Below are 22,908 nucleotides of genomic sequence, written 5' to 3'. Positions count from 1 at the left end.
GGAGGCTTATCTTATGAAGTTGCGTTGGATCATGGCGGCAATTCTGGCCGCACAAGCGAGCACCGCATTTGCAGCCGACAATGTGATCAGGATCGGCGTGCTCAACGACCAGTCCGGCGTATTCGCCGACAATGGCGGGCGGGGTTCGGTTGCCGCCGCAAAGCTCGCCGCAGAGGATTTCGGCAACGAGCTGCTCGGCAAGAAGATCGAGATCGTTTCGGCCGATCATCAGAACAAGCCGGATATCGCATCGGCCACCGCGCGCAAATGGTTCGACAATGAAGGTGTCGACATGATCGCGGACGGCGCGGCCTCCTCGGCCGGCTTTGCCATCCTCGAAGTTGCCAAGCAGAAGAACAAGATTTTCGTCATCTCGGGCCCCGGCTCCTCCGATTTCACGGGAAAAGCGTGCTCGCCGGTCAGCTTCCATTTCAACTACGACACCTATGCGCTGTCCAAGCTCACCAGCGATGCGATCACACGGGCCGGCGGCAAGACGTGGTATTTCGTGACGGCCGACTACGCCTTCGGTCACGCGCTGCAGCGCGACGCGACCAAGTTCATCGAGGCGGCGGGCGGCAAAGTGATCGGCTCGGCCGCGCACCCGCTCGGAACCGCCGACTTCGCGTCCTTTCTGCTGCAGGCGCAGGGATCCAAGGCCGACGTGGTGGGCCTGGCGACGTCGGGTGCCGACGTGCAGACCGCGATCAAGCAGGCGGGTGAATTCGGCATCGTCGAGGGTGGCCAGAAGCTCGCTGGCCTGCTCGTTTTCATCACGGACGTGAACTCGCTCGGCCTCAAGGTCACCCAGGGTTTGCAGGTGACGACCTCGTTCTATTGGGACCTCAACGAGCAGACCCGGGCCTGGTCGAAGCGCTATGCCGCTCTGATGGACGGCAAGGTCGCCAGCATGGTCCAGGCCGGAGTCTATAGCGGCGTTCACCACTACCTTGCCGCCGTGAAGGCGGCGGGCACCACGGACGCGACGGCCGTTGCCGCCAAGATGCACGAGTTGAAAGTCAATGATATGTACAACAAGGATGTTGCGATCCGCCCCGACGGGCGCGTGCTGCACACCATGCATCTGGTCCAGGTGAAGAAGCCGGAAGAATCCAAGTACAAGTTCGACTATTACCGGGTCGTCAGCTCCAAGCCGGGCGAAGAGGTGTTCCGACCGATGAGCGAAGGCGGCTGCCCGCTGGTGAAGTAACGACGTGACCGGGCGGCCCGCAGCCGCCCGGTCACAACGGTTCGAGGGAGAAGAACGGAATGTCTGGTTCGATTGGATTCGTCGGTCTTGGCGTCATGGGCGAGCCGATCTGCCGCAACCTGTTGCGCAAGAGCGGCCGGCCGGTGCTGGCGTTCGACCTCGCCGCAGAGCCGTTGGCGCGGATCGCGGCCGACGGAGCGAAGGCGGCAAAGTCGGTCGAGGACGTCGCCGCCGGCGCCGGGACGATCTTCCTGTGCCTGCCCAGCGCCAAGCATGTGATGTCGGTCTTCGAAGGCATCTTGCCGACCATCAGAAGCGGACAGACCGTGATCGATCTCGGCACCTCCGATGTCGGCCAGACGCGATCATTCGCCAAGCAGCTGGCTGACAAAGGCGCGCTCTGGATCGACGCGCCTATCGCGCGCACACGTCAGGCCGCGCAGGACGGCACGCTCAGCGTCATGGTCGGCGCCACGCCCGAGCACTTTGGCCGGGTCGAGCCGCTGATCCGCCATTTCGCCACGGACGTCACCCTCTGCGGCGGCACCGGGGCCGGGCAGGTCACGAAGATCCTCAACAACATGGTGCTGTTCGAGACGGTCAATGCGCTGGCGGAAGCCGTCGCGATCGCCAAGCACAGCGGCGTCGAGCCGAAGCTGCTGCTTGAAACGCTGTCCAAGGGGTCTGCGGACAGTTTTGCCTTGCGCAATCATGGCATGAAGGCGATCGTCGCCGAGGAATTCCCGCTGCGGGCCTTCTCGACCGAGTATGCGATGAAGGATCTCTCCTACGCGCTGGAGCTGGGCGCACAGGCCGGGCTGGACCTGCGCGGCGCGGCGCTGATGCGCACGATCTTCCAGGAGACGATCGACAAGGGCATGGGCGATGCGTACTTTCCCGTCATCGCCAAGCTCATCGATCCCTCTGGATTCCCGGACTAGGAGCCTGCATGCCCGGTGTCGCCGCCGTCGACCGCGCCCTGACCATCCTTGCGGCCTTCGAGGATGCGCCGGAGCCGATGACGCTGGCCGAGCTCGCCCGGCGCACCGGCATGTACAAGAGCACGCTCTTGCGGCTGATGGCCTCGTTACAGGAGTTCGGCTATCTCCTGCAGCTCGCCGACGGCCGCTACCATCTCGGGCCGACGCCCTTCCGGCTCGGCGCGATCTATCAGCGCGGCAACAACCTGTATGATCGCGTGATGCCGATCCTGCGCCAGCTCGTGGCGGACGGCACCGAAAGCCCTTCCTATCACGTGCGGCATGATGCCAAGCGCCGGCTCTGCGTCTTCCGCGTCGACTCCCAGCATTCGACGCTCGACCGGGTCGAGGCCGGCATGCTGCTGCCGCTGGATCGCGGCGCGGCCGGACGGGTCATCCTGGCTTTCGACGATGAAAAAGGCGAGAGCTATGACACGATCCGCGAGAGCTGCATCGCCTTGTCTTTTGGCGAGCGCGATCCCGATTGCGCCGGGCTTGCGTGCCCGGTGTTCGGCCCCGGTGGCAAATGCGTCGGCGCCCTGTCGCTCTCGGGGCCGAAGCCGCGCTTCACGCGGGACAATATCAAGGCGATGACGTCGTTGTTGCTGAAAGCCGCCGCCCGCCTGACGCGCGCGCTGGGTGGCCCGACCGAGCTGCTCGACAGTGCTTTATCGGCTTCGTCTGAAGACGCGCGTCCCGCGCGCCGGGCGAGGCGCTAGGCCGCCTATTGTTTCTGCAACAATTTCAGCCGGCAGCGCAGCGCTTCCCGGATATGCGCGCGCGCCAGCTTTTCCGCCTTGTCGCCGTCGCGCGCGGCGATCGCCACGATCATGGCCTGGTGCTCGTCGTGGCTGGTCGAGGGGCGCCCCGATACGGTGAAGGTGGTCGGGCCGAGCAGGGCGATCCAGTCCTGCAATTCCCGCGAGGCGTTGTCGAGATAGCGGTTCCGCGCGGCGCGGCAGATCGCCTCGTGGAAGGCGCGGTTCAGCCGCGCCATCTCGGCGGCGTCGGCCGTGGACGCCTCGACGAAGGCCTGCTCGATGTCTCTGAGTGCTTCGATCTCCGGCGTCGAGGCATGCTCGGCGGCGAGGCGCGCGGCGGCACCCTCCATGATCTCGCGCATGGCGTAGAGCTCGAGCACCTCCGAGATGTCGAGATTGCGCACGATCAGCCCGCGGCCGGCGGCGGGCTCGACGAAGCCGCGTGCGGCGAGCCGGCCCAGCGCCTCGCGAACCGGCGTGCGACTGACCTTGAGCCGTTGTGCGACTTCCTCCTCGCGCAGGCGGTCGCCGGCACGGTAGCTGCCGGCCTGAAGCGCCGCGCAGAGCGAGCGGAACACGGCTTCACCCAGCGCTACGCCGCTGCCCCGCAAAATCGTTCCGCCTGCCTTTGCCGGGCGTCTGGCCATGATGTCCTCGCAGCGCGCGACGCATTCTCTCCATGCGGAGATGCCGCTTGCGCCGTCGATGTATATCTTTGTATACAAAAGTACGCAATGGCGGGACAACGGGATGGGCAGCAAGTATGACGTGCTGGTGATCGGCGGCGGCAACGCGGCGCTGTGTGCAGCGATCAGCGCGCGGCGCGGCGGCGCGTCGGTGCTGGTGCTGGAGGGAGCGCCAAAATTCTATCGCGGCGGCAACACCCGCCACACCCGCAACATGCGCTGCGCCCATGATGCCGCCACCGAGATCCTGACCGGCCCCTACACCGAGGAGGAATTCTGGGAAGACCTGCTGCGCGTCACCGGCGGGCAGACCGACGAGGCGCTGGCGCGCCACATGATCCGGGAGTCCAAGGACATCCTGGACTGGATCGTGCAGCAGGGCGTGCGCTGGCAGCCTTCGCTCGGCGGCACGCTGAGCCTCGGCCGCACCAATTCGTTCTTCCTCGGCGGCGGCCGCGCGATGCTGAACGCGCTATATCTGACCGCCGAGCGGCTCGGCGTCGACGTCGAATACGATGCCGAGGTCACCGACCTCGTGATCGAGGACGGCATGTTCCTCGCCGCACGCCTCAAGCGGCCGGTCAGAGGCGAGACCGAGATCCGCGCCACCTCGCTGGTCGCCGCCGCCGGCGGGTTCGAGGCCAACATCGAATGGCTGAAGCAATATTGGGGCGAGGCCGCCGACAATTTCCTGATCCGCGGCACGCCCTATAATCGCGGCGCGATCCTGAAGATGCTGCTCGACAAGGGCGTGCAGGAGGTCGGCGATCCCACCCAGTGCCATGCGGTCGCGATCGATGCCCGCGCGCCCAAATTCGACGGCGGCATCATCACGCGGCACGACTCGGTCGTGTTCGGCATCGTCGTCAACAAGCACGCGCAGCGCTTCTACGACGAGGGCGAGGACATTTGGCCGAAACGCTACGCGATCTGGGGCCGGCTGGTGGCGGCGCAGCCCGACCAGATCGCCTACATCATCTTCGATTCCACCGTCGTCACCAGCTTCATGCCGACGCTGTTCCCGCCGATCGCCGGGCAGACGGTGGCCGAGCTCGCCGCCAAGCTCGAGCTCGATCCGGCCGCGCTGGAGAAGACCATCACCGAGTTCAACGCCGCGGTGCGGCCCGGCACGTTCGACCACACGATTCTGGACGATTGCGTGACCGAGGGCATCACGCCACCCAAGACACATTGGGCGCGCAAGATCGAAACGCCGCCTTTTCTCGCTTATCCGGTGCGGCCCGGCATCACCTTCACCTATCTCGGCACGCGCGTGAACAAGGAGGCGCGGATGCTGATGAAGGGCGGCAAGCCGTCGGCCAACATGTTCGCGGCCGGGGAGATCATGGCCGGCAACGTGCTCGGCAAAGGCTATGCCGCCGGCATGGGCATGACCATCGGCAGCGTGTTCGGACGGATCGCGGGACGGGAAGCGGCAAAACATGCACGGAACTAGGATTCTGGACGAAGCGGACCGTCTGATGACGGTCTGCAATTCCTGTCGCTATTGCGAGGGCCTGTGCGCGGTGTTTCCCGCGATGGAGATGCGCCGCGCTTTCTCCGACGGCGACCTCAACTATCTCGCCAATCTCTGCCATTCCTGCGGCGCCTGCTACGTCGATTGCCAGTTCTCGCCGCCACACGAATTCAACGTCAATGTCCCCAAGACGCTGGCGGTCGCGCGCGCGGAATCCTACGCGGCCTATGCCTGGCCTCAGGCGCTGTCCGGTGCGTTCGCGCGCAACGGTCTCGTCATCAGCGTCATCGCTGCGCTCAGCATGGCTGCGTTCATCCTTGGCTTTGCCGCCCTCAACGATCGCAGCGTGCTGTTCGGCGTGCACACCGGTCCCGGCGCCTTCTACAAGCTGATGCCACACAATGCGATGGTCGCCCTGTTCGGCGCCGCATTCCTCTATGCCGTTCTCGCGCTGGTCATGAGCGTGCGCGCCTTCTGGCGCGACATCGGTCCTGCGATCGGCGGCCGCGCCGAAGCCGGTTCGATCTTCCAGGCGATCCGCGATGCCGGCGAGTTGCGCTATCTCCATGGCGGCGGCGTCGGCTGCTACAACGAGGACGACAAGCCGACCGACCGGCGCAAGCTGTATCACCACCTGACCTTCTACGGCTTCATCCTGTGCTTCGCCGCGACGTCGGTGGCGACGCTGTATCACTATCTGCTCGGCCGCGAGGCGCCGTATCCGTGGTGGGACTTGCCCGTCGTGCTGGGCACGCTGGGCGGCATCGGGCTGATCATCGGCCCGATCGGTCTGTTCGCGGCCAAGATGCGGCGCGATCCGGCGCTGCTCGACGAGTTCAACTACGGCATGGATGTCGGCTTCATCGCCATGCTGTTCCTGACCGGCCTCACGGGCATGCTGCTGCTCGTCCTGCGCGAGACCGCCGCGATGGGGCCGCTGCTCGCGCTGCATCTCGGCGCGGTGTTCGCCCTCTTCATCACCATGCCCTACGGCAAGTTCGTGCACGGCATCTATCGCTTTGCCGCCTTGGTGCGCTACGCGCAGGAGCGGCGGACGGCGGCGTGACGAGTGCCACGCCGCCCCGTTCGAGCCGCCTTCTGCATCTCTCCTACGCCACCTCGCGCTCCGGCGCCGACGCCTGCTCGCGCGCCATCGTCGTCGCGGTGACGTAGTCGGTCTTGCCGGTGCCGAGCAGCGGCACCTTGTCGACCACCATGATCGCCGCGGGCACGGTCAGCTCGGACGCGCCGATCGCCTTGGCCTGGGTCTGCATTGCGCTGCGCTCGGCATTCTTCTCCGTCGTCAGCAGCACGATGCGCTCGCCCTTGCGCGGATCGGGGATCGACACTGCGACCGATGCGGCCTGCGGCCACAGCGCCGCCGCGATGGCTTCGACCGCGGACAGCGAGACCATCTCGCCCGCGATCTTGGCAAAGCGCTTGGCGCGGCCCTTGATGGTGATGAAGCCGGCGGCGTCGATCGAAACGATGTCGCCGGTGTCGTGCCAGCCCTCAGGCAGCGTTTCGAGCACGCCGGGATTTTCGGCCCGCAAATAGCCGAGCATCACGTTGGGACCACGCACCGAGAGGCGGCCGCCTTCCTCGATGCCGGGGACAGGATCGAGCCGGCTTTCCATCAGCGGCGACAGACGGCCGACGGTGCCGGGACGGTTGGCCATCGGCGTGTTCATCGCCAGCACCGGCGCCGTCTCGGTGACGCCGTAGCCTTCGAGGATGCGGATGCCGTAGCGCTCCATGAACACCTGGCGCGTGCGGTCCTTGACCGCTTCGGCGCCGGCGATCACGAGGCGCAGGGTGCGGAAGTCGTAAGCGTGCGCCGAGCGGGCGTAGCCGGTGAGGAACGTGTCGGTGCCGAACAGGATGGTGGCGCCTGTCTGGTAGATCAGCTCGGGCACGATGCGATAATGCAGCGGCGAGGGATACATGTAGATCGGAATGCCCGCCAGCATCGGCATCATCATTCCGCCCGTGAGCCCGAACGAGTGGAACACCGGCAGCACGTTGAACACCTTGTCGTTGGCATTGGCATCGACCCGCGCCAGCGCCTGCGCCGCGTTGGCGAGGATGTTGCGGTGGGACAGCACGACGCCCTTGGGCGTGCCTTCCGAGCCCGAGGTGAACAGCACCACGGCGGGATCGTTGGCCTGGCGGACAACGCGCGGCTTGGTGCCGGCGAGCAGGCCCTTGATCTTGTCGGCCGCGCCGATCGAAGCGCGGACGTCCTCGAGATAGACCACGCGCGCCTCCGCGGAGATCGCGGTCATCAGCTTGTCGAGCTTGCCCTTCTCGATGAAGGCCTTCGACGTCAGCACGGTCCTGACCTGCGCGGCCTTCATGGCGGCGAGCACGTTGACCGGGCCGGCCGAAAAGTTGAGCATCGCCGGCACCCGGCCGCTGTTTTGCAGCGCCATGAAGACGACGGCGACGCCGGCCGAATTCGGCAGCAGCACGCCGACATTCTCGCCGACGTTGGTGCCGTTCTCCAGCTTGCGGCTCAGCACCTGCGCGCCGAGGATCAGCTTGCGATAGGTCAGCTTGGTGCCGAGCGCATCCTCGATGATGACCTTGCCGGTGTCGCGGTCGCGATAGGCGTGTCCGAGCGCCTCGAACAGCGAGTGATCGAGCATGGCGTTCTTGACCAGGGCGTCGATCATCACGTCCTGGAGCGCGGCGCCGGCGGCATTGCGGCGCGCCTTGCCCTTGAGCGTTTCATCGACCGGGAGCTTGACCGGCGGCAGGATGGTGACCGTCACGCGCGGAAACCACGACCGCTTGATCTGGCTGCTGGTGAGATAGCTGAGATATGAACGCTGCGCGCCTTCGATGCGAACCGGCACGACCACGGCGTCGGCCTTGTCCGCGATCATCGCGGTGCCGTCATAGACCTTCATCAGCGACCCGGAGACGGTGATGCGGCCTTCCGGGAAGATCACCACGGGCTCGCCCGCGGCAACGAGCTTGATCAGGTCGCGCGCGGCCAGCGGCTTGGTCGGGTCCATGGTGTAGTGCTTGACGACGCGCAGAAACGGCTTGGCCCACCACGCCTTGGCGATGCCGGTGTCGACCGCGAAGCTGGCGTCGATCGGCAGCACGGCGTGCAGCAGCGGGCCGTCGATCAGGCTGACATGGTTGGGCGCGATCAGCATGCGCGTGCCCGGAGGCGGCAGGTTTTCCAGCCCGCGCACCTCGGTGCGGAACAGCGCGCGGAACAAGAGGCCGCCAGCATCGCGCACGCCTTCCTTGCCCCACTTGGTCATCACGAACCAGACCGCGCCGAAGCTGGCGAGGCCGAGGCCGAAGAAGATCCAGCCGATACGGAGGCCGGCCGCCTGCAGCAGCGCGACGAACAGCGAGCCGACCACCATGAAGGCCGCCTGCAGCACGTTGCCGGCGGCGATGATGCGGGCGCGCTCGGATGCTGCCGACCAGGCCTGGACCGCGGCGAAGGATGGAACGACGAACAGGCCGCCGCCGAACGCGAAGGCGATGAAGTCGGCCAGCATGCGCAGGCCGGCGAACGAGGTCGCGAAGCCAAACGCGGTGATCTCGTGCCCCTTGGCGGTCACGCCGATGGCCCAGGCCAGATCGAGGCCGGCAAAGCCCATGATGATGGCGCCGATCGGCACCAGCGCGAGGTTCGGGCGGACGTGGCTGAGGCTTGCGGCAAACAGCGACCCGATGGCGATGCCGATCGCGAAGATGGCAAGGCACAAAGTCACCACGCCTTCGGTGCCGCCGACGACATCCTTGACCAGCGCGGGCAGCAGCGACAGCACGATGGCGCCGACCAGCCAGAACCAGGACACGATCACGGTGCCGTCCCACAAGCGATGGTCGGCGTGCAAGGTCCTGAGCAGGCTGAGCGTCGAGGTCCAGGGATTGGCATCGACGGGCAGGTCGGGCGCGGAGGGCGTCGTCTGCGGAATGCGGGCGGCGAACGCCCATGACAGCAGGGCCAGCGCGACCACGGCGGATGCGACCCAGCCCATATGCGCGGAGCCGGCCACGAACTGGCCGCCGGCGACGGTGCCGAGCAGGATCGCCATGAAGGTCGCGCCTTCGACCAGCGCGTTGCCGGTCGCGAGCTCGCCGAGCTCGAGCTGGTCCGGCAGCATGGCGTATTTCACGGGACCGAACAGCGCGGCGATGGTGCCGAACAGCGCCAGCGCTGCGAACAGCAGCGGCACCGAATGCAGGAAGAAGCCGGCGGCGGCAAAGCAGGCTGCGAAGATCTCGACGAATTTGAGCCGCCTTGCGACGACGGATTTGACGTATTTGTCGGCGAGCTGGCCGCCGAGCCCGGACAGGATGAAATAGGGAAAGATGAAGACGGCGCCGGCCACCGTCACCAGCGCATCGCCGTGGCCGGTTGCGGCGCTGTAAAGCAGAATGATGACGAGTGCGTTCTTGAGCACGTTGTCATTGAGCGCCGAGAAGAATTGCGCCCAGAACAGCGGCGCAAAGCGGCGTGACGACATCAATTCCCTGATCATGACTAGTCCTGTCTTGGAAAGGCAGCCTGAGGTTGTTACCGGTGAGGCGTCACGACCGGAAGCGTATGGGGACGACGAGTGCAGGGGACGAAGTTGCCTGCCTGCTCTGTCCCGTCCGTCCTTCCGATCCTGTTGGTCTCCAAATGCTCTCGTTAGGTTCGCAACTATCTGGTCGCGGCCGCGTCGCCTCCGGCGGACGAGCCGCGCTGACCCGGATAGGGTCCAGGCGATGAGAAAACCTGAACCGCATCACGGAGGTAAGCGAGATCGACCGCGAATGTCCGGTCATGGTGAGTCCTTCGTTGCAACCAGTCCGGGATTCGGGCCGAACTTGAGGGGCACGACTGCATTCGCCTCAGGTGAGATGGGAGAGGTGGCGAAAGGGCGAGAAGCGGCCGAGAACGCTAAACCTGCGTCCTTCGGAACGCGCACGGTCGCGGCTGGCGCGCCACATCCGGAAGGCGGTCCGACGTTCGGCGAGCACGCCGGCGACGTCGCAGGCGTTGGCGATGCGATTGATCGGCGCCATGGCGAACCGCAGCAGGGCTCGGCCAAAGCCGGTCACGAGAGCGGCGGCGTCATCGAGGAAGGTGGCGGCGATATCAACAGCGAGGGTTTGCATTTTGCAGGTCTCCTGGTTAAATTGAACAATGTTCACATGAGTAGCTTGAAAATGAACAATGTTCAAGAAGAATCGCTGCGAGACCGGAAAAAAAATCGGCGGCGGCTCCAGATCCTGGAGATCGCGCGCGGCATTATCGCAACTAAAGGCTTGAGATCGCTAAAGGTTCGGGACGTTGCGGAGGCCGCCGGCTGTTCCGTCGGCAGCGTCTACAACGAGTTCGGCGACTTCGACGGCGTGATCCTGACCGTCAATCGGGAGACCGTGCAGGCCCTCACGGCCCGGCTTCGCGGGGTTCCCGCCGATGACCCCGTGCGCCAGCTCTACGGACTCGCCGCAACCTATCTCGACTTCTTTGCCGAGCACGCCAACTGCTGCGCTCGCTGTTCGAGCACCGGATGGAGGATGACCGCCCCTATCCCGACGACATCCTGCAGATGGTGATGGACGCCTTCGCGCTGATGCATCAACCCCTGGTGCGGCTGCTGCCGGATGCGGATGACGTGAAGATCGCGCTGCTGTCGCGCACGCTGTTCTCCGCCGTGCACGGCATCATCTCGCTCGGTCTCGAGGAGCGCATGGTGGCCGTGCCGCCCCAGATGCTGCGCCAGCAGGTCGAGCAGTTCATCGACGTGCATCTCGCCGGCCTTGGCATTCTGCCTTTGCGGTGAACGATGCAGGTCAACGAGGCTTGGGCCTCAGGCCCGTGCAGCCTCGCGCGGCCGGGCTGCAACGAGCACGACGTCGGGTCTGCCGCCGTCGACCTGGACCCGGTTGCGTCCCTTCTCCTTGGCGCGATAACAGGCGGCATCCGCGCGTCGCATCGCGTCCTCGAGCGTGGTGGTCCTGTCGGCGATGCAGGCGACGCCGATGCTGGCGGTCACCGCAAAGCAGCGATCGTCCCAGGCGAAGGTGAACAGCTCGATCGATCGCCGCAGCCGTTCGGCGGTATCGACCGCGTCGTAAGGCGAGCACTGCGCCAGGATCAGGCCGAATTCGTCGCCGCCCAGGCGCGCCACCAAATCGTGCGGACGCCGATCCTGTTGCAGCAGACGCGCGACCTGGCAGAGCAGGCGATCGCCGGCAAGATGCCCACAGCTGTCGTTGACATTCTTGAACTGGTCGAGGTCGAGCAGGATCAGGCTGAGCGAACCCGCTGCCGCAACGTCCAACTCGCCCTGCAGTCGCGCCTCGAAGGCGCGGCGGTTCGACAGGCCGGTCAGCCAGTCGTGCGAAGCCTGGAAGGCCAGACGTTCCTTCTCGGCATGCAACGCGTTCTCGAACGCCTGTCGTTGCAGCACCAATCGTCTGGTGTGCCAGATCAGGAGCAGGGCGAGCACGGCGGCGGTGACGATGTTGATGCCGGTCAGCGTCAGCTTGATGGCGCGGGAGCCTTCGCCGAGGACGGCCGAGAACCGCTTGGCATGCACGGTGAACTGGGAATTGAGCTCGGAGAGCCGCGACGATAGGGCTTGCACCCGGCTTGCGTCCTGAAGAGGACCGTTCTGCCACTCGGACCGAATGACCTCGCCGAAGACGCTCAGCTCCAGCAGCATGGGATCGGTGGCTCTCCACTCCTGGATCGCTTCCTGCAGGAAGCTGACGCGGTTGAAGTAGCGAAACAGCCAGATCAATCCCGGGACGTCATCGGGATGGTTGCCGCCTTGCAGGAAGCCGATGCGGGCCGCCTCGACGTCGACCGGATCGCGCTCGAGTGCCCAGCGCGCGAACTCGTCGCCGATGGGGACGGCGAGCGAGGCCTGGTACTGCGTGAACTGGCTGGCCTCGCCGGAATGCAGATAGAGATTGAGGAAATAGACGGCGTTCTTCTGCGAACGCGACCAAAATGCTTCGCCTGCGACATAGGCGCGGACCGACGACATCACCTCCAGGCTGAATCCCGCGATCGCCGCCTGGAGCACGACGACCATCACGAAAGGCGAGACAAGCTTGACGACGTGTAGGAAGCTGCGCCTCTTCATCGACGTCGCTGTTCTGCGAAACACCCTGGCGTTCCCCGAATCGCGCAATGCCCCTAACGGAGCGCCGCGCCTGCAATGCGAAGTAGAAGCGATGGTTGCTTAACTCGGCCTGAAAGGTGCGAAGGACTGCGTCGCAGGGTGAAGGCGTCGTGAAATGATCGCCAGCAGATTGCGTCAAATGCCGTCAAATCGCCCGACCGACTGGTCGCATTCGTCGTGTGCGCCCTGCTTGGGCGAGGACGGACGTGCCCCGGGCTAGACCAGCACCGGCTTGCGCACGCGGCCGGCGTCGCCGAACACGCGCAGGTACCGCTCGATCTCCGAGGGTATGCCGGTCGCCTTCTCCGGATTGTCGGAGAGCTTGACGGCAGGACGGCCGTCGACCGACGACACCTTGCAGACCAGCGAGATCGGATCGAGATTGAACGAGCCGTCCGGCGTGCAGCCGACGAAATCATTGGTGAGGTTGGTGCCCCATCCGAAGGAGAGCCGCACCCGGCCGGCAAAGTGATGATAGGTCTCCTCGATCGAGCCGACATCCATCGCGTCGGAGAAAACGAGCAGCTTGTCCTTGGGGTTGCGGCCCTTCTTCTCCCACCAGGCGATGATTTCCTCGCCGGCCTGGATCGGCGGCGCGCTGTCGGGCCGGAAGCCGGTCCAGTCGGCGACCCATTCCGGCGCATCGCGCAGGAAGGCCTTGGTGCCGAAGGCATCGGGCAGTGCGATCAGGAGGTTGCCGCCATAGGTCTGGCGCCACTGGTCGAGGACGCGATAGGGCGCCCAGCGCAATTCCTCGTCGTCCTTGGCGAGCGCCGCCGCGACCATCGGCAGCTCATGCGCATTGGTGCCGATCGCCTCGAGGTCGTTGTCCATCGCCAGCAGCACGTTGGACGTCCCGATGAAGGACGAGCCCAGGCCTTCCTTCACCGCCTCGACGCACCAGCGCTGCCAGAGGAAGCCGTGACGGCGCCTTGTGCCGAAGTCGGACAGGCGCAGGTTTTCCAGCTTGCGAAGACGCTCCACCTTGGTCCAGAGCTTGGCCTTGGCGCGGGCATAGAGCACGTCGAGCTCGAAGCGGCCGCGGCCCTTGATCGCCGCACGGGAGCGCAGCTCGTTGAGGATGGCGAGCGCCGGAATCTCCCACATCGTGGTGTGGGTCCACGGTCCATGAAAATGCAGCTCGTACTGGCCCTCGACCTTGCGCAGCTCGTATTCGGGGAGGCGGAATTCGGCCAGCCAGCGGATGAAGTCCGCCGAGAACATGTGAGTCTTGCCGTAGAAGGTGTTACCGGCGAGCCAGATCAGCTCCTTTTTGGTGAAGCGGATGGTGCGGGCATGATCGAGCTGGGCGCGCAGCTCGCTCTCGTCGATGATTTCGGCGAGCCGCACGTGGCGCGAGCGGTTGATGACCGAGAAGGTCACCTGCTGACTCGGGTAGGTCTCCCGAATCATTTGTAACATCAATAGCTTGTAGAAGTCGGTATCAAGCAGGCTGCGGATGATGGGATCCAGCCGCCAGCTGTGATTGTAGGTCCGGCTCGCAATGTCGGTCACTGTCATGGGCGAATTCTAGCGTGGCGGCCCGCGCGCAACCAGTGGAATTGGCCAGAGCTGGTCTTCCGAAAGACGGTATCGTTATCACGCCTTGATCACGCCTTGGCGGCCGTCGCTGCCACGGTCTCGAAGCTGGTTCCTGACCCAGCGATGGGCCGGGTCCTTCTGATAGCGCTGGTGCCAGACCATGAACATCGGCAGTTCCGCCAGCGTCCGCGTGCGGGACGCCAGCGGAATCCGCGTGTGCGCGAAATCGCGCATGATCCCGGACGCCAGCAGGCTCGGCATGCTCGCCAGCATCTGCGAGCCGCGCAGGAACGACGGCACGCCGGAGAAGCTCGGCACCGAGATCGCGATGTCACGGTGAAGGCCGTTGGCCGCCAGCCGTCGGTCGAAGTCGAGCCGCTCATTGTCGGTATAGACGACCGTGATGTGGCGCGCCGCGAGATAGGCGCCGCGGCCGGCCGGCGCGGTGCGCATCCTGGGATCGAAGTAGCAGACGTAATGATCGCTCAAGAGGCGCTTCTGCACGATATCGATACCGGACGGCGGCAGCGGCGTGATCAGGACGTCGCAGCGGTTTTCGCGCAGCATCGCGGGCGAGGGCGACTGCGAAGGGATCACGCGCAGGCTCAGGTCCTTCACCTGTGCGGCGACATGAGCGAAGAACCGCGGCAGCAGCAAATCGCGTTGGAAGTCATTGGCGGCGATCGTCAGCGAAAGCTGCGCACGGGCCGGCTCGAACGTGACGCCACCGGCAAAGCTCCGCATTTCGTCGATCAGCGCCCGGGCCTTGGCGGCGAGCGCCTGGGCATGCGCGGTGGCGACGATGCCGCGGCCGGATTTCGCGAACAGCGGATCGCCTGCGATCCGCCGCAGCTTGTTCAGGCCGTGGCTGACCGCAGATTGCGTCAGGCCGAGCCGGGTTGCCGCCGCGGTGACCGATCCCTCCTCCAGCACGGCGAGGAACAGTTCGAGCGCGTGGCCGTCGAGCGCCAAATGATCGATTTCTTTCATGCAATATATTATAATCGATCTATTTATCTGGGGAATAGACCGGGTCATGATCTCCCGACAAGCCGCGCGTCCGGACCGGGCGCCCCAGGGAGAGACACGATGAATGCCCAGGCGCCAGCCTTGCGGGATGCCCGCCTCAACCGTCCCGAGCCCCTGACGCCGCCGCTCGGCGACGGTGGTTTCTTCCAGCGCGACCGTTCCATCCATCCGCCGGCGCATGCGCCGGGCTACAAATCCTCGGTGCTGCGCTCGCCCCGGCAGGCGCTGCTGTCGCTGGAGGGCTCGATCTCGGAGATCACGGGTCCGGTGTTCGGCCACAACGATCTCGGTCCGCTCGACAACGACCTGATCCGCAACTACGCCAAGGACGGCGATCCAATCGGCGAGCGCATCGTCGTCCACGGCCGCGTGGTGGACGAGACCGGCCGCGGCGTACCGAACACGTTGGTCGAGTTCTGGCAGGCCAATGCTGGCGGCCGCTACCGGCACAAGAAGGACACGTATCTGGCGCCGATCGACCCGAATTTCGGCGGCTGCGGCCGCGCGCTGACCGACGACTCCGGTTACTACTACTTCCGCACCGTGAAGCCGGGGCCCTATCCCTGGCGCAACTACGTCAACTCCTGGCGTCCCGCCCACATCCATTTCTCCGTGTTCGGCTCAGGCTTCGCGCAGCGGCTGATCACGCAGATGTATTTCGAGGGCGATCCCCTGATCCCGATCTGCCCGATCCTGACGACGATACCGGACAAGGATGCGCTCGACCGCCTGGTCGCACCGCTCGACCTCAACGCCTCGACGCCGTTCGACTCACTCGCCTACCGCTTCGACATCGTGCTGCGCGGCCAGCGCTCCACCTATTTTGAAAATCGCACCGCGGGGAACTGAGCCAGGAAATCCAATCATGCCGCAGCCGCTCAACTATCTCAAGGAAACCGCCTCGCAGACGGCCGGGCCCTACGTCCATATCGGCCTGATCCCGGCGATGGCCGGCTTCGACATCTTCGAGAAGAACTTCTCGAACGTCCTGACAACGCCGAATACGCAGGGCGAGCGCATCACGCTGGAAGGCAAGGTGCTCGACGGCACCGGCACGCCGCTGCGCGACGTGCTGCTGGAGATCTGGCAGGCCAATGCCAGCGGCCGTTACAACCATCCGGCCGATCGTTCGGCCGGCGCGCCGGATGAGGAGTTTCGCGGCTGGGGCCGCGCCGGCTCCGACTTCGAGAGCGGCCTCGTGACGTTCGAGACCATCAAGCCGGGCGCGATCGTCGACAAAGCGGGCCGGACATGCGCGCCGCATGTCAATGTCTGGATCGTCGCGCGCGGCATCAATATCGGCCTCAACACGCGGCTCTATTTCTCGGACGAGGAAGCCGCCAACGCCGCCGACCCCGTGCTCAACCTGATCGAACAGCCGTCCCGGCGCTCGACCCTGATCGCAAAGCGCGGTGAGCGTGGCGGCAAGGTCGTATATTCCTTCACGATCAATCTGCAGGGGCCGGAGGAGACGGTGTTCTTCGACGTGTGAGGCCTCAGGTCTCGTCGCCGTGGAGCTGCGCGCGGAAGGCGCGCGGCGACACGCCCGTGGCTGCGGCATAGACGCGGCTGAAATAGGCGGGATCCTCGAAGCCGAGCGTGTAGGCGATCGTCGAGACCGGCAGATTGGTGTAGACCAGGTTCCGCCGCGCCTCGCGGATCAGGCGATTGAGGATGAGGTGCGAGGCGGTATCGCCGGTCGCCGCCCGTGTGATCCGGTTGAGATGGGTTGGCGTCACCGCCAGCGCCTCGGCATAGTCGGCGACGCTCCAACGTTCCAGATGATGCTGCTCCAGTAGCGCCTCGAAGCGGCGGAACAGGCCGGATTCGACCGTGCCGTTGCCGCCGCTCTCGCTCGTGAGCGCGCGTGCCACCAGCCCGATCATGGCGGACGACAATGCGCGCAGCACATGCGCCCGGCCGAAATCGCGCGCGGCGTGCTCGGCGAAGATCTGCTTCATGATGGCGCGGATCTGCGGCGTGCCGCGCACCACGGCCGAGCGCGACAGCGCGCCGCGCAGGCCCTCGGCGGCGAGCAGCGCCTCGTCCAAAATCTCCGCGGCGATGGTCAGCACCCAGCCTTGCGTGTCGGGCACGAAGCGGAAGCCGTGGACGTGGCCGACGGGCACGTTGACGACCTGCATCGGCTTGAGCGGCACCACGCGTCCGTCCAGCGTCGCCTCGCCGCCGCCGCGCTCGATCAGCAGCACCTGGTGCAGCCGGGCGTGGCGGTGCACGGCCAGGGTCCAGTCATGCAGCACCGAGCGCGACGCGATGGTCTCGCAATGCACGACGTCGGGCAAGTCGCCGGACTCGCCGAACAGGTTGTAGATCCGGATCGCGGGGGCAGGGCCTTTCATGTTCGAATAGTACAAGACAATGACGAAACCCTCCATCGGTATGCGGCATCAAATCTGCAAAAAAGTGCCGACGGGAGGACGCAAAAATGAAAGTTCAGGTCTGTATCATCGGCGGCGGGCCGTCCGGGCTGCTGTTGTCCCAGCTGCTGCACCTCAAGGGCATCGACACGATCGTGCTGGAGAAATACAGCCGCGACCATGTGCTCGCGCGCATCCGCGCCGGCGTGCTCGAGCATGGCTTCGCCAAGCTGATGCGCGAGGCGCAGTGCGGCGAACGCATGGACCGCGAGGGCGAGATCCACCGCGGCTTCGAGATCGCCCATGACGGCGTGCTGTCCAAGATCGACCTGCACAAGCATTCCGGCGGCAATTCGGTGCTGGTCTATGGCCAGACCGAGCTGACGCGCGACCTCTACGAGGCGCGGGACCGCCTCGGCGGCAAGGTCGTGCACAATGCGGAAGACGTGACGCCGCACGATCTGACGTCGGACCGGCCCTACGTGACCTACCGATCGAACGGCGAGACGGTCCGCGTCGAGTGCGACTACGTCGTCGGCGCCGACGGTTTCCACGGCGTCAGCCGCAAGTCGATCCCGAAGGACGTGCTGCGCGAATATGAAAAGGTCTATCCGTTCGGCTGGCTGGGGGTGCTGTCGCGCACCAAGCCGGTGTCGCCCGAGCTGATCTATGTGAAGCACGAACGCGGCTTTGCGCTGTGCTCGCTGCGCTCCCAGGTGCTCAGCCGCTACTACATCCAGGTGCCCTTGACCGACAAGGTGGAGGATTGGTCGGACGATGCGTTCTGGGCCGAGCTGAAGCGCCGCCTGCCGGATCAGGTGGCCGGCCGCCTGATCACGGGTCCATCGATCGAGAAGAGCATCGCGCCGCTGCGCAGCTTCGTCGCCGAGCCGATGAGCTATGGCCGGCTGTTCCTCGCCGGCGATGCCGCGCACATCGTGCCGCCGACCGGCGCGCGCGGACTGAACAGTGCCGCCTCCGACATCTACTATCTCTACCACGCCCTGCTCGCGCATTATCAGCGCGGCGATGAGTCCGGCCTCGAAGGCTATTCCGCCAAGGCGCTCGCCCGGATCTGGAAGGCGCAGCGCTTCTCCTGGTGGATGACGATGCTCTTGCACCGCTTTCCCGACCGGCTCGACTACGAGGATCGGCTGCAGCAGACGGAATTGGATTATCTGCTCTCGTCCGAGACGGCGCAGCGCCTGCTCGCGGAGAATTATGTGGGGCTGCCGTTCTGAAGCGTGACGAATTTCGCCAAGCACGATGCTGATTTTGTCTTCTTCCCTTCTCCCCTTGGGGAGAAGGTGGCGCGAAGCGCCGGATGAGGGGTTTCTCTCCGCGGACTCATTGAGAGAAGTGTGCGCGGAGAGAGACCCTCACCCGTCTCGCCGCTGCGCGGCGAGCCACCCTCTCCCACAAGGGGAGAGGGGAAGGTGGCGCCCGTAGCTGGCTATGCTACTTCCCCTCCAGCGTGTGGACCGGCGTCCAGTCCGGCGGCGGCGGAGCCACCGTTAGCGCTCTCGCACGCTTGGCGAACAAAGCTGACGCGGGATCGCTCTTCGCTGCGCGCTCGAACAATTCAGCCGCCTTCGTAAACTCCCGCGCGCCAGCAGGCCAGCCCTTCCGCATAGACCGCAGCCACCTTGACCTGCTGGCCGCTCTCGGCGCCCGTCTCGGCCAACGGCTCGAACACCCTGATGGCCTCGCCGCGGCCCAGCACCCTGATCGCATCGAGCTCGCGCCAGGCGAAGGCATCGCCGGTCTGCGCCATCGTCGTCTCGGAGGCCATGATCGCGGTGCCGTAATATTTGTTGGCGCCCTCGAGCCGCGAGGCGACGTTCACGGTGTCGCTCATCACGGTGTAATTGAAGCGGCGGCGCGAGCCGATGTTGCCGACCACGGCCTCGCCGCTGTTCAGCCCGATGCGATGCGACAGGCCGTGGCCGGCGAAGGCAGGGTGATCGGCGTTGAGCTCCGCCAGCTTTTCGTGGCACTTCAGCGCGGCGCGAACGGCATTGGTTGCGTGTGCGGGATCGTCGGCCGGCGCGCCGAACATGGCGACGATGGAATCGCCGATATATTTGTCGACGTAACCGCCGTGGCTTTCGATGATGTCGGTCATGGCCGACAGATATTCGTTCATCAGCGTCACCAGCTCGCCCGGCGTCATGGTCTCGGCAATGGACGAGAAACCGCTGAGATCGGAGAAGAACATGGTGACGTTGCGGATCTCGCCGCCGAGCGCCGGCATCTTGCCGGAGGCGACCATGGTCTCGATCACCTCGGGCGCGAGATAGAGCGCAAAGCTCTTGCGCAGGAAGCGCTCGTCGCGCTCGGCCAGCACGAAGCGGTAGCCGATCATCATCGCGATCGCGGCAAGGCTCGCCAGCGCCGGCTCGGTCAGCGGCAGCGCCAGGGCCTGAACGAAGGCCGCGACGGCCATTGCGGCGTAGACGGCGGTGAGCGCGAACCAGGCGATCACGGCGCCCCCGGGTGCGAGTGCGCAGGCCGCGCAGGCAATGATTGCCGCGAACGCGATCGTGACAATGGCCCGCATCGGATAGCCGAGCTCGGTTACGGCGTCGTGCTCCATCAGGTTTCGGACCGCCGTGGCGTGGACGAACACGCCCGCGACGTCGCTGCGGGATTTCTGCGGCGCGCTTGCCGGCGCGGGCAGGGCGCATCGCGCGGCCGGCGTGCCGTCACGACCGCCGGACAGGCGCATCGAGGTGAGCTTGCGGTCCTCGAAATTCAGGACGGTGCCAAGCAGCACGACCTTGCCGTCGAAAGCGCGGCGGAAGAAGTCGCGGTCGCCCTTTTCGACGCAGGCGCGCAGGTCGACGAAAGAAAAGGTCGGGATGTCGCCTCCCAGCCCCCGGAAGTTGAGCGTCATCGTGTTCGGCACCGCGCTCGGGATCGCGTAGCCGGACAAAGCGGTCGTGCCGGAAGGCGCAATGTCGGGCTTTGCGCCGGTCGCGCGCGCGGCGAGCTCGACCGCCATCGCGGGGACGGGCCGCCCTTCGATGGCGAAGCTCAGCGGCATTCGCCGGATGACGTCGTCGTGGTCGGTGTGGACATTGAGCGCCCGGACGGTGTTGCGCACGGCCACTTGCTGGGCGCGATAGGGCACTTCCGGATGGTCGTTGCTGAGGATTTCGCCAAGCACCAGCTTGCCGCTGTCGGAGATCTGGCGCAGCGCGATGAGGTAATCCCGATCGAATCCTTTCATGCGGCCGCCAAGCGCGGTGTCGCCAAAGGGAATCTCCGACTGCTCGATCGAGTTCTTGAAGATGACGTCGAAGCCGATCACCTTGGCGCCGCCTTCGGTGATGCTGCCGAGCACCCGGCCGATCTCGCGGGTCCAGGTCTGCGTCGGCGATCCCTTGAAGGGCGCCGTCTCGTAAGTCTCACCGTCGATCGCCACGACGACGACCGGCGAATTGGCGGGATCGCGGCGGTCGCCGATGAGCTTGCCGCGGAGCGCCGTGAGGATGTCGAGCGAGAGGCCTTGCAGGACCTGAAGCGGCGGAGACGTGAAAATTGCGCCCGCGAGGAGCGCAATCAGAATCGCTGCAACGATGTCCCGTCCCCCGATCCGCCGCATCGCCCCGTCGCCAACTCCGCTTATTCGAGTCCGCTATTCGAGCCGCAGCAGGCGGCCGATGATCGGGGTCGGCGATGCGGTGGCGCTGGCGTCGACCTGGAAGGTGTAACGCTTGCTGCCGAGGCTTGCGAGATAGCTGCCGCCCGGGGTCAGCGACTTTCCGGCCTTGGCGAAATCATAGAACCTGCCGCGGGTCATGACGTCGCTCTTGAGCGGCACGCTGATCGTGGGCTCCTTGCCGTCGGTGCGCTCGATCACCAGCGTGCTGCCGGTCTTGGCCTGGACCAGCGGCGCGACGCCATAGATCGTCGGCAGCCTGGATGGAGCGGCCTTGGCATCGGAGCGCACGGTCCGGAACGTGGTCGCGGCACTCTGGTTCGCTTCGCGCTCGGAGAGCTGCGCCGCCTTGGTGTCGCAGGGCACCTTGGCGCGCTGCACGTCGCCGAGCTGCACGGTGCTTTGCTCGGCACCGACCAGCACGACGCCTTCGCTGATCGTCTCGCGCAGGCAGGATTTGAGATAGCTGAGCGTAATGCTGGCCTTGGGGCCGAGCTTGATGATCTTGCCCGCCGCGACATAGTCCATGAACTCGATGCCATCGACCTTGCCTTGCACCTCCTCGACGATGGCGGCAGGGGTCTCCGCCAAGGCGGGGGCGGCAACACAGAACGCGCCGACAGCGGCGCCGATCAGGCATTTCATGGGAATTCTCATCCAGTTTTCGACCGACGGTAGGACCGGTCCCCGTCCTGGTCCGGTGCTTAGCAGCAGGGGTTCCAGACAAGTGTGACCAGAATCACTCTTTGTTGTTGGTGCCAGTCTAGCAGGAACAGGTTCAACCCGGCGACCGGAGAAAAACAGAGCCGCGGCAAGCTGTTGCTCGAATTGTCAGGCAGCCGGGACGGGCGCGGCTGGACCGCTCTCCGCTGCACTCTCTGGATCGGGAACGAGCGTGGCTTCGGTCTTCTGAAACGGCGTGGCCTGCTGCCCCGCGGCGATCTCCACGACCTCGTTCCAGCGCGACAGGAACGCATCGATGCAGGCCGGGTCGAATTGCCGCCCCCGGTGCTCGATCAGGTAGTTGCGCGCCGCCTCGAGCGGCATCGGCTCTTTATAGGGTCGCCGCGTCGTCAGGGCATCGAACACGTCGGCGACCGCGACGACGCGTGCGGCCACCGGGATCTTGTCCGCCTCGAGCCCGTTCGGATAGCCCGCGCCATCCCAGCGCTCGTGATGACCTGCGGCGATCTGCGCACCGAGCCGGATCAGCTCGCAGCTGGAATCCGCCAGGATCCGCTCGCCGATCGTCGCATGGGTCCGGATCACCGCCATCTCCGCGTCGGTCAGCCTGCCCGGCTTGAGCAGGATGTTGTCGGGAATGGCGACCTTGCCGACATCGTGCAGCGGCGCGGCCAGATAGATGTCGCGGCAGAGCCGGGCCGGTAGGCCGAGCTGCTCGGCGATGATGCGGCTGTATCGGGCGACCCGCAGCGTGTGCTCGCCGGTGTCGTTGTCGCGGTATTCGACCGCGAGCGCGAGCCGCAGGATGATCTCCTCCTCGCGCTCGCCGAGCTTTCGCGTCGCTGCCGCGACTTCACTGGCCAGATGCGCGGCACGATCGCTGAGCTTGCGTACGGCTGCACCGAGCTGAATCAAATTCCGCAAACGCACCGTCATCTCGACACTTTGCGGCTGCTTGGGCAGGAAATCGGTTGCACCGGCCTTCAGCGCTTCCATCTTGACGTCGTCGGTCTGGCGCGAGGTGATCATCGCGATCGGAATGTCGGCACGGCCGGGCAGGGTACGGAAAACGCGGATGAAGCTGATGCCGTCCATATGCGGCATCTCGTAGTCGACCAGCACGAGGTCGAAAACGCGCTCGCGTGCGCAGGACAGCGCTTCGACGGGATCGAGGAAGGTGGTGGCTTCGACCAGACCTTCGGCCTCGATGTGACGTTTCAGGAAGTTGAGGACGGAGCGGCTGTCGTCAACCAGGAGCGCTTGGGTCAGCATCGGTGGCCGGGGCTCTCTTCGCTGGCAAAGGCACGGACGCGACGCATAACCCGGCGGATTTAACGCGA

15 protein-coding genes and 3 pseudogenes are annotated in these 22,908 nt (G+C 65.5%); 9 read left to right on the top strand and 9 right to left on the bottom strand.

Annotation, left to right across the window (positions count from 1 at the left end; translation table 11 throughout):
* Nucleotides 1-13: 13 nt before the first annotated feature.
* From ACETMP_RS16430 to ACETMP_RS16420, 3 genes are read left to right on the top strand one after another with little or no spacing between them, the layout of a single operon-like run.
* A complete protein-coding gene (locus ACETMP_RS16430) occupies nt 14-1,210 on the top strand; it encodes an ABC transporter substrate-binding protein (RefSeq protein WP_375161749.1) in 1,197 nt (398 codons plus the stop codon).
* A gap of 59 nt (nt 1,211-1,269) precedes the next feature.
* The gene (locus ACETMP_RS16425) at nt 1,270-2,151 is read left to right on the top strand and encodes an NAD(P)-dependent oxidoreductase (RefSeq protein ID WP_375161748.1); all 882 of its coding nucleotides are present in this window, start codon (nt 1,270-1,272) and stop codon (nt 2,149-2,151) included.
* A gap of 8 nt (nt 2,152-2,159) precedes the next feature.
* Nucleotides 2,160-2,909, top strand: coding sequence for an IclR family transcriptional regulator (locus tag ACETMP_RS16420; protein ID WP_375161747.1), 750 nt, complete (start codon nt 2,160-2,162; stop codon nt 2,907-2,909).
* A 5-nt stretch (nt 2,910-2,914) separates the two neighbouring features.
* On the opposite strand, the gene ACETMP_RS16415 is transcribed toward ACETMP_RS16420, so the two are convergent.
* Nucleotides 2,915-3,598 carry a GntR family transcriptional regulator gene (locus tag ACETMP_RS16415; protein ID WP_375161746.1) on the bottom strand — a complete coding sequence of 228 codons (684 nt, stop codon included), beginning with the start codon at nt 3,596-3,598 and terminating at the stop codon, nt 2,915-2,917.
* A gap of 103 nt (nt 3,599-3,701) precedes the next feature.
* On the opposite strand from ACETMP_RS16415, the gene tcuA reads away from it, so the two are divergent.
* A complete protein-coding gene (tcuA, locus tag ACETMP_RS16410; protein WP_375161745.1) occupies nt 3,702-5,093 on the top strand; it encodes an FAD-dependent tricarballylate dehydrogenase TcuA in 1,392 nt (463 codons plus the stop codon).
* Nucleotides 5,080-6,180: a tricarballylate utilization 4Fe-4S protein TcuB gene (gene tcuB / locus ACETMP_RS16405; RefSeq protein ID WP_375161744.1), complete on the top strand. Its 1,101-nt coding sequence runs from the start codon at nt 5,080-5,082 to the stop codon at nt 6,178-6,180. Before tcuA ends, tcuB begins: the two co-directional genes overlap by 14 nt.
* A 43-nt stretch (nt 6,181-6,223) precedes the next feature.
* Here the strand turns inward: tcuB and ACETMP_RS16400 are convergent, their stop codons facing one another.
* On the bottom strand, nt 6,224-9,628 hold the full coding sequence (locus ACETMP_RS16400) for an acyl-[ACP]--phospholipid O-acyltransferase (RefSeq protein ID WP_375161743.1): 3,405 nt from the start codon (nt 9,626-9,628) through the stop codon (nt 6,224-6,226).
* 673 nt (nt 9,629-10,301) lie between these two features.
* Here ACETMP_RS16400 and ACETMP_RS16395 point away from each other — a divergent pair.
* Nucleotides 10,302-10,921, top strand: a pseudogene (locus ACETMP_RS16395) (TetR/AcrR family transcriptional regulator).
* Nucleotides 10,922-10,948: 27 nt separating this feature from the next.
* Here ACETMP_RS16395 and ACETMP_RS16390 read toward each other — a convergent pair.
* From ACETMP_RS16390 to ACETMP_RS16380, 3 genes and pseudogenes are all read right to left on the bottom strand, one after another.
* Nucleotides 10,949-12,256, bottom strand: coding sequence for a GGDEF domain-containing protein (locus ACETMP_RS16390; RefSeq protein ID WP_375161742.1), 1,308 nt, complete (start codon nt 12,254-12,256; stop codon nt 10,949-10,951).
* A 231-nt stretch (nt 12,257-12,487) separates the two neighbouring features.
* Nucleotides 12,488-13,792, bottom strand: coding sequence for a nicotinate phosphoribosyltransferase (pncB, locus tag ACETMP_RS16385; RefSeq protein WP_375161741.1), 1,305 nt, complete (start codon nt 13,790-13,792; stop codon nt 12,488-12,490).
* An 89-nt stretch (nt 13,793-13,881) separates the two neighbouring features.
* Nucleotides 13,882-14,803, bottom strand: a pseudogene (locus ACETMP_RS16380) (LysR family transcriptional regulator).
* Between the two features lie 99 nt (nt 14,804-14,902).
* Here ACETMP_RS16380 and pcaH point away from each other — a divergent pair.
* Nucleotides 14,903-15,691, top strand: a complete 789-nt coding sequence (gene pcaH, locus ACETMP_RS16375; protein ID WP_028134684.1) for a protocatechuate 3,4-dioxygenase subunit beta — start codon at nt 14,903-14,905, stop codon at nt 15,689-15,691.
* Between the two features lie 16 nt (nt 15,692-15,707).
* Entirely contained in the window at nt 15,708-16,334 is a 627-nt protein-coding gene (gene pcaG / locus ACETMP_RS16370; protein ID WP_257178036.1) for a protocatechuate 3,4-dioxygenase subunit alpha, read from the top strand.
* Between the two features lie 4 nt (nt 16,335-16,338).
* Here pcaG and ACETMP_RS16365 read toward each other — a convergent pair whose 3' ends face one another.
* The gene (locus ACETMP_RS16365) at nt 16,339-17,238 is read right to left on the bottom strand and encodes a helix-turn-helix domain-containing protein (RefSeq protein WP_375161740.1); all 900 of its coding nucleotides are present in this window, start codon (nt 17,236-17,238) and stop codon (nt 16,339-16,341) included.
* Between the two features lie 50 nt (nt 17,239-17,288).
* Here ACETMP_RS16365 and pobA point away from each other — a divergent pair, with 50 nt between their 5' ends.
* The gene (gene pobA / locus ACETMP_RS16360; protein WP_375161739.1) at nt 17,289-18,461 is read left to right on the top strand and encodes a 4-hydroxybenzoate 3-monooxygenase; all 1,173 of its coding nucleotides are present in this window, start codon (nt 17,289-17,291) and stop codon (nt 18,459-18,461) included.
* A gap of 217 nt (nt 18,462-18,678) precedes the next feature.
* On the opposite strand, the pseudogene ACETMP_RS16355 reads toward pobA, so the two are convergent.
* The 3 genes and pseudogenes from ACETMP_RS16355 to ACETMP_RS16345 all read right to left on the bottom strand — a co-directional run bounded on the left by ACETMP_RS16355 (nt 18,679) and on the right by ACETMP_RS16345 (nt 22,840).
* Nucleotides 18,679-20,827 (bottom strand): annotated as a pseudogene (locus ACETMP_RS16355) (CHASE2 domain-containing protein).
* Between the two features lie 33 nt (nt 20,828-20,860).
* The gene (locus tag ACETMP_RS16350; RefSeq protein WP_375161738.1) at nt 20,861-21,529 is read right to left on the bottom strand and encodes a hypothetical protein; all 669 of its coding nucleotides are present in this window, start codon (nt 21,527-21,529) and stop codon (nt 20,861-20,863) included.
* Nucleotides 21,530-21,715: 186 nt separating this feature from the next.
* Nucleotides 21,716-22,840, bottom strand: a complete 1,125-nt coding sequence (locus tag ACETMP_RS16345) for an HD domain-containing phosphohydrolase (protein ID WP_375161737.1) — start codon at nt 22,838-22,840, stop codon at nt 21,716-21,718.
* Nucleotides 22,841-22,908 lie beyond the last annotated feature (68 nt).

The organism is Bradyrhizobium dasycarpum (assembly GCF_042019905.1).
Classification (GTDB): Bacteria; Pseudomonadota; Alphaproteobacteria; order Rhizobiales; family Xanthobacteraceae; genus Bradyrhizobium; species Bradyrhizobium japonicum_B.
Note: the sequence above shows the minus strand (reverse complement) of the source record. Positions and strands in the feature narration are given on the sequence as shown.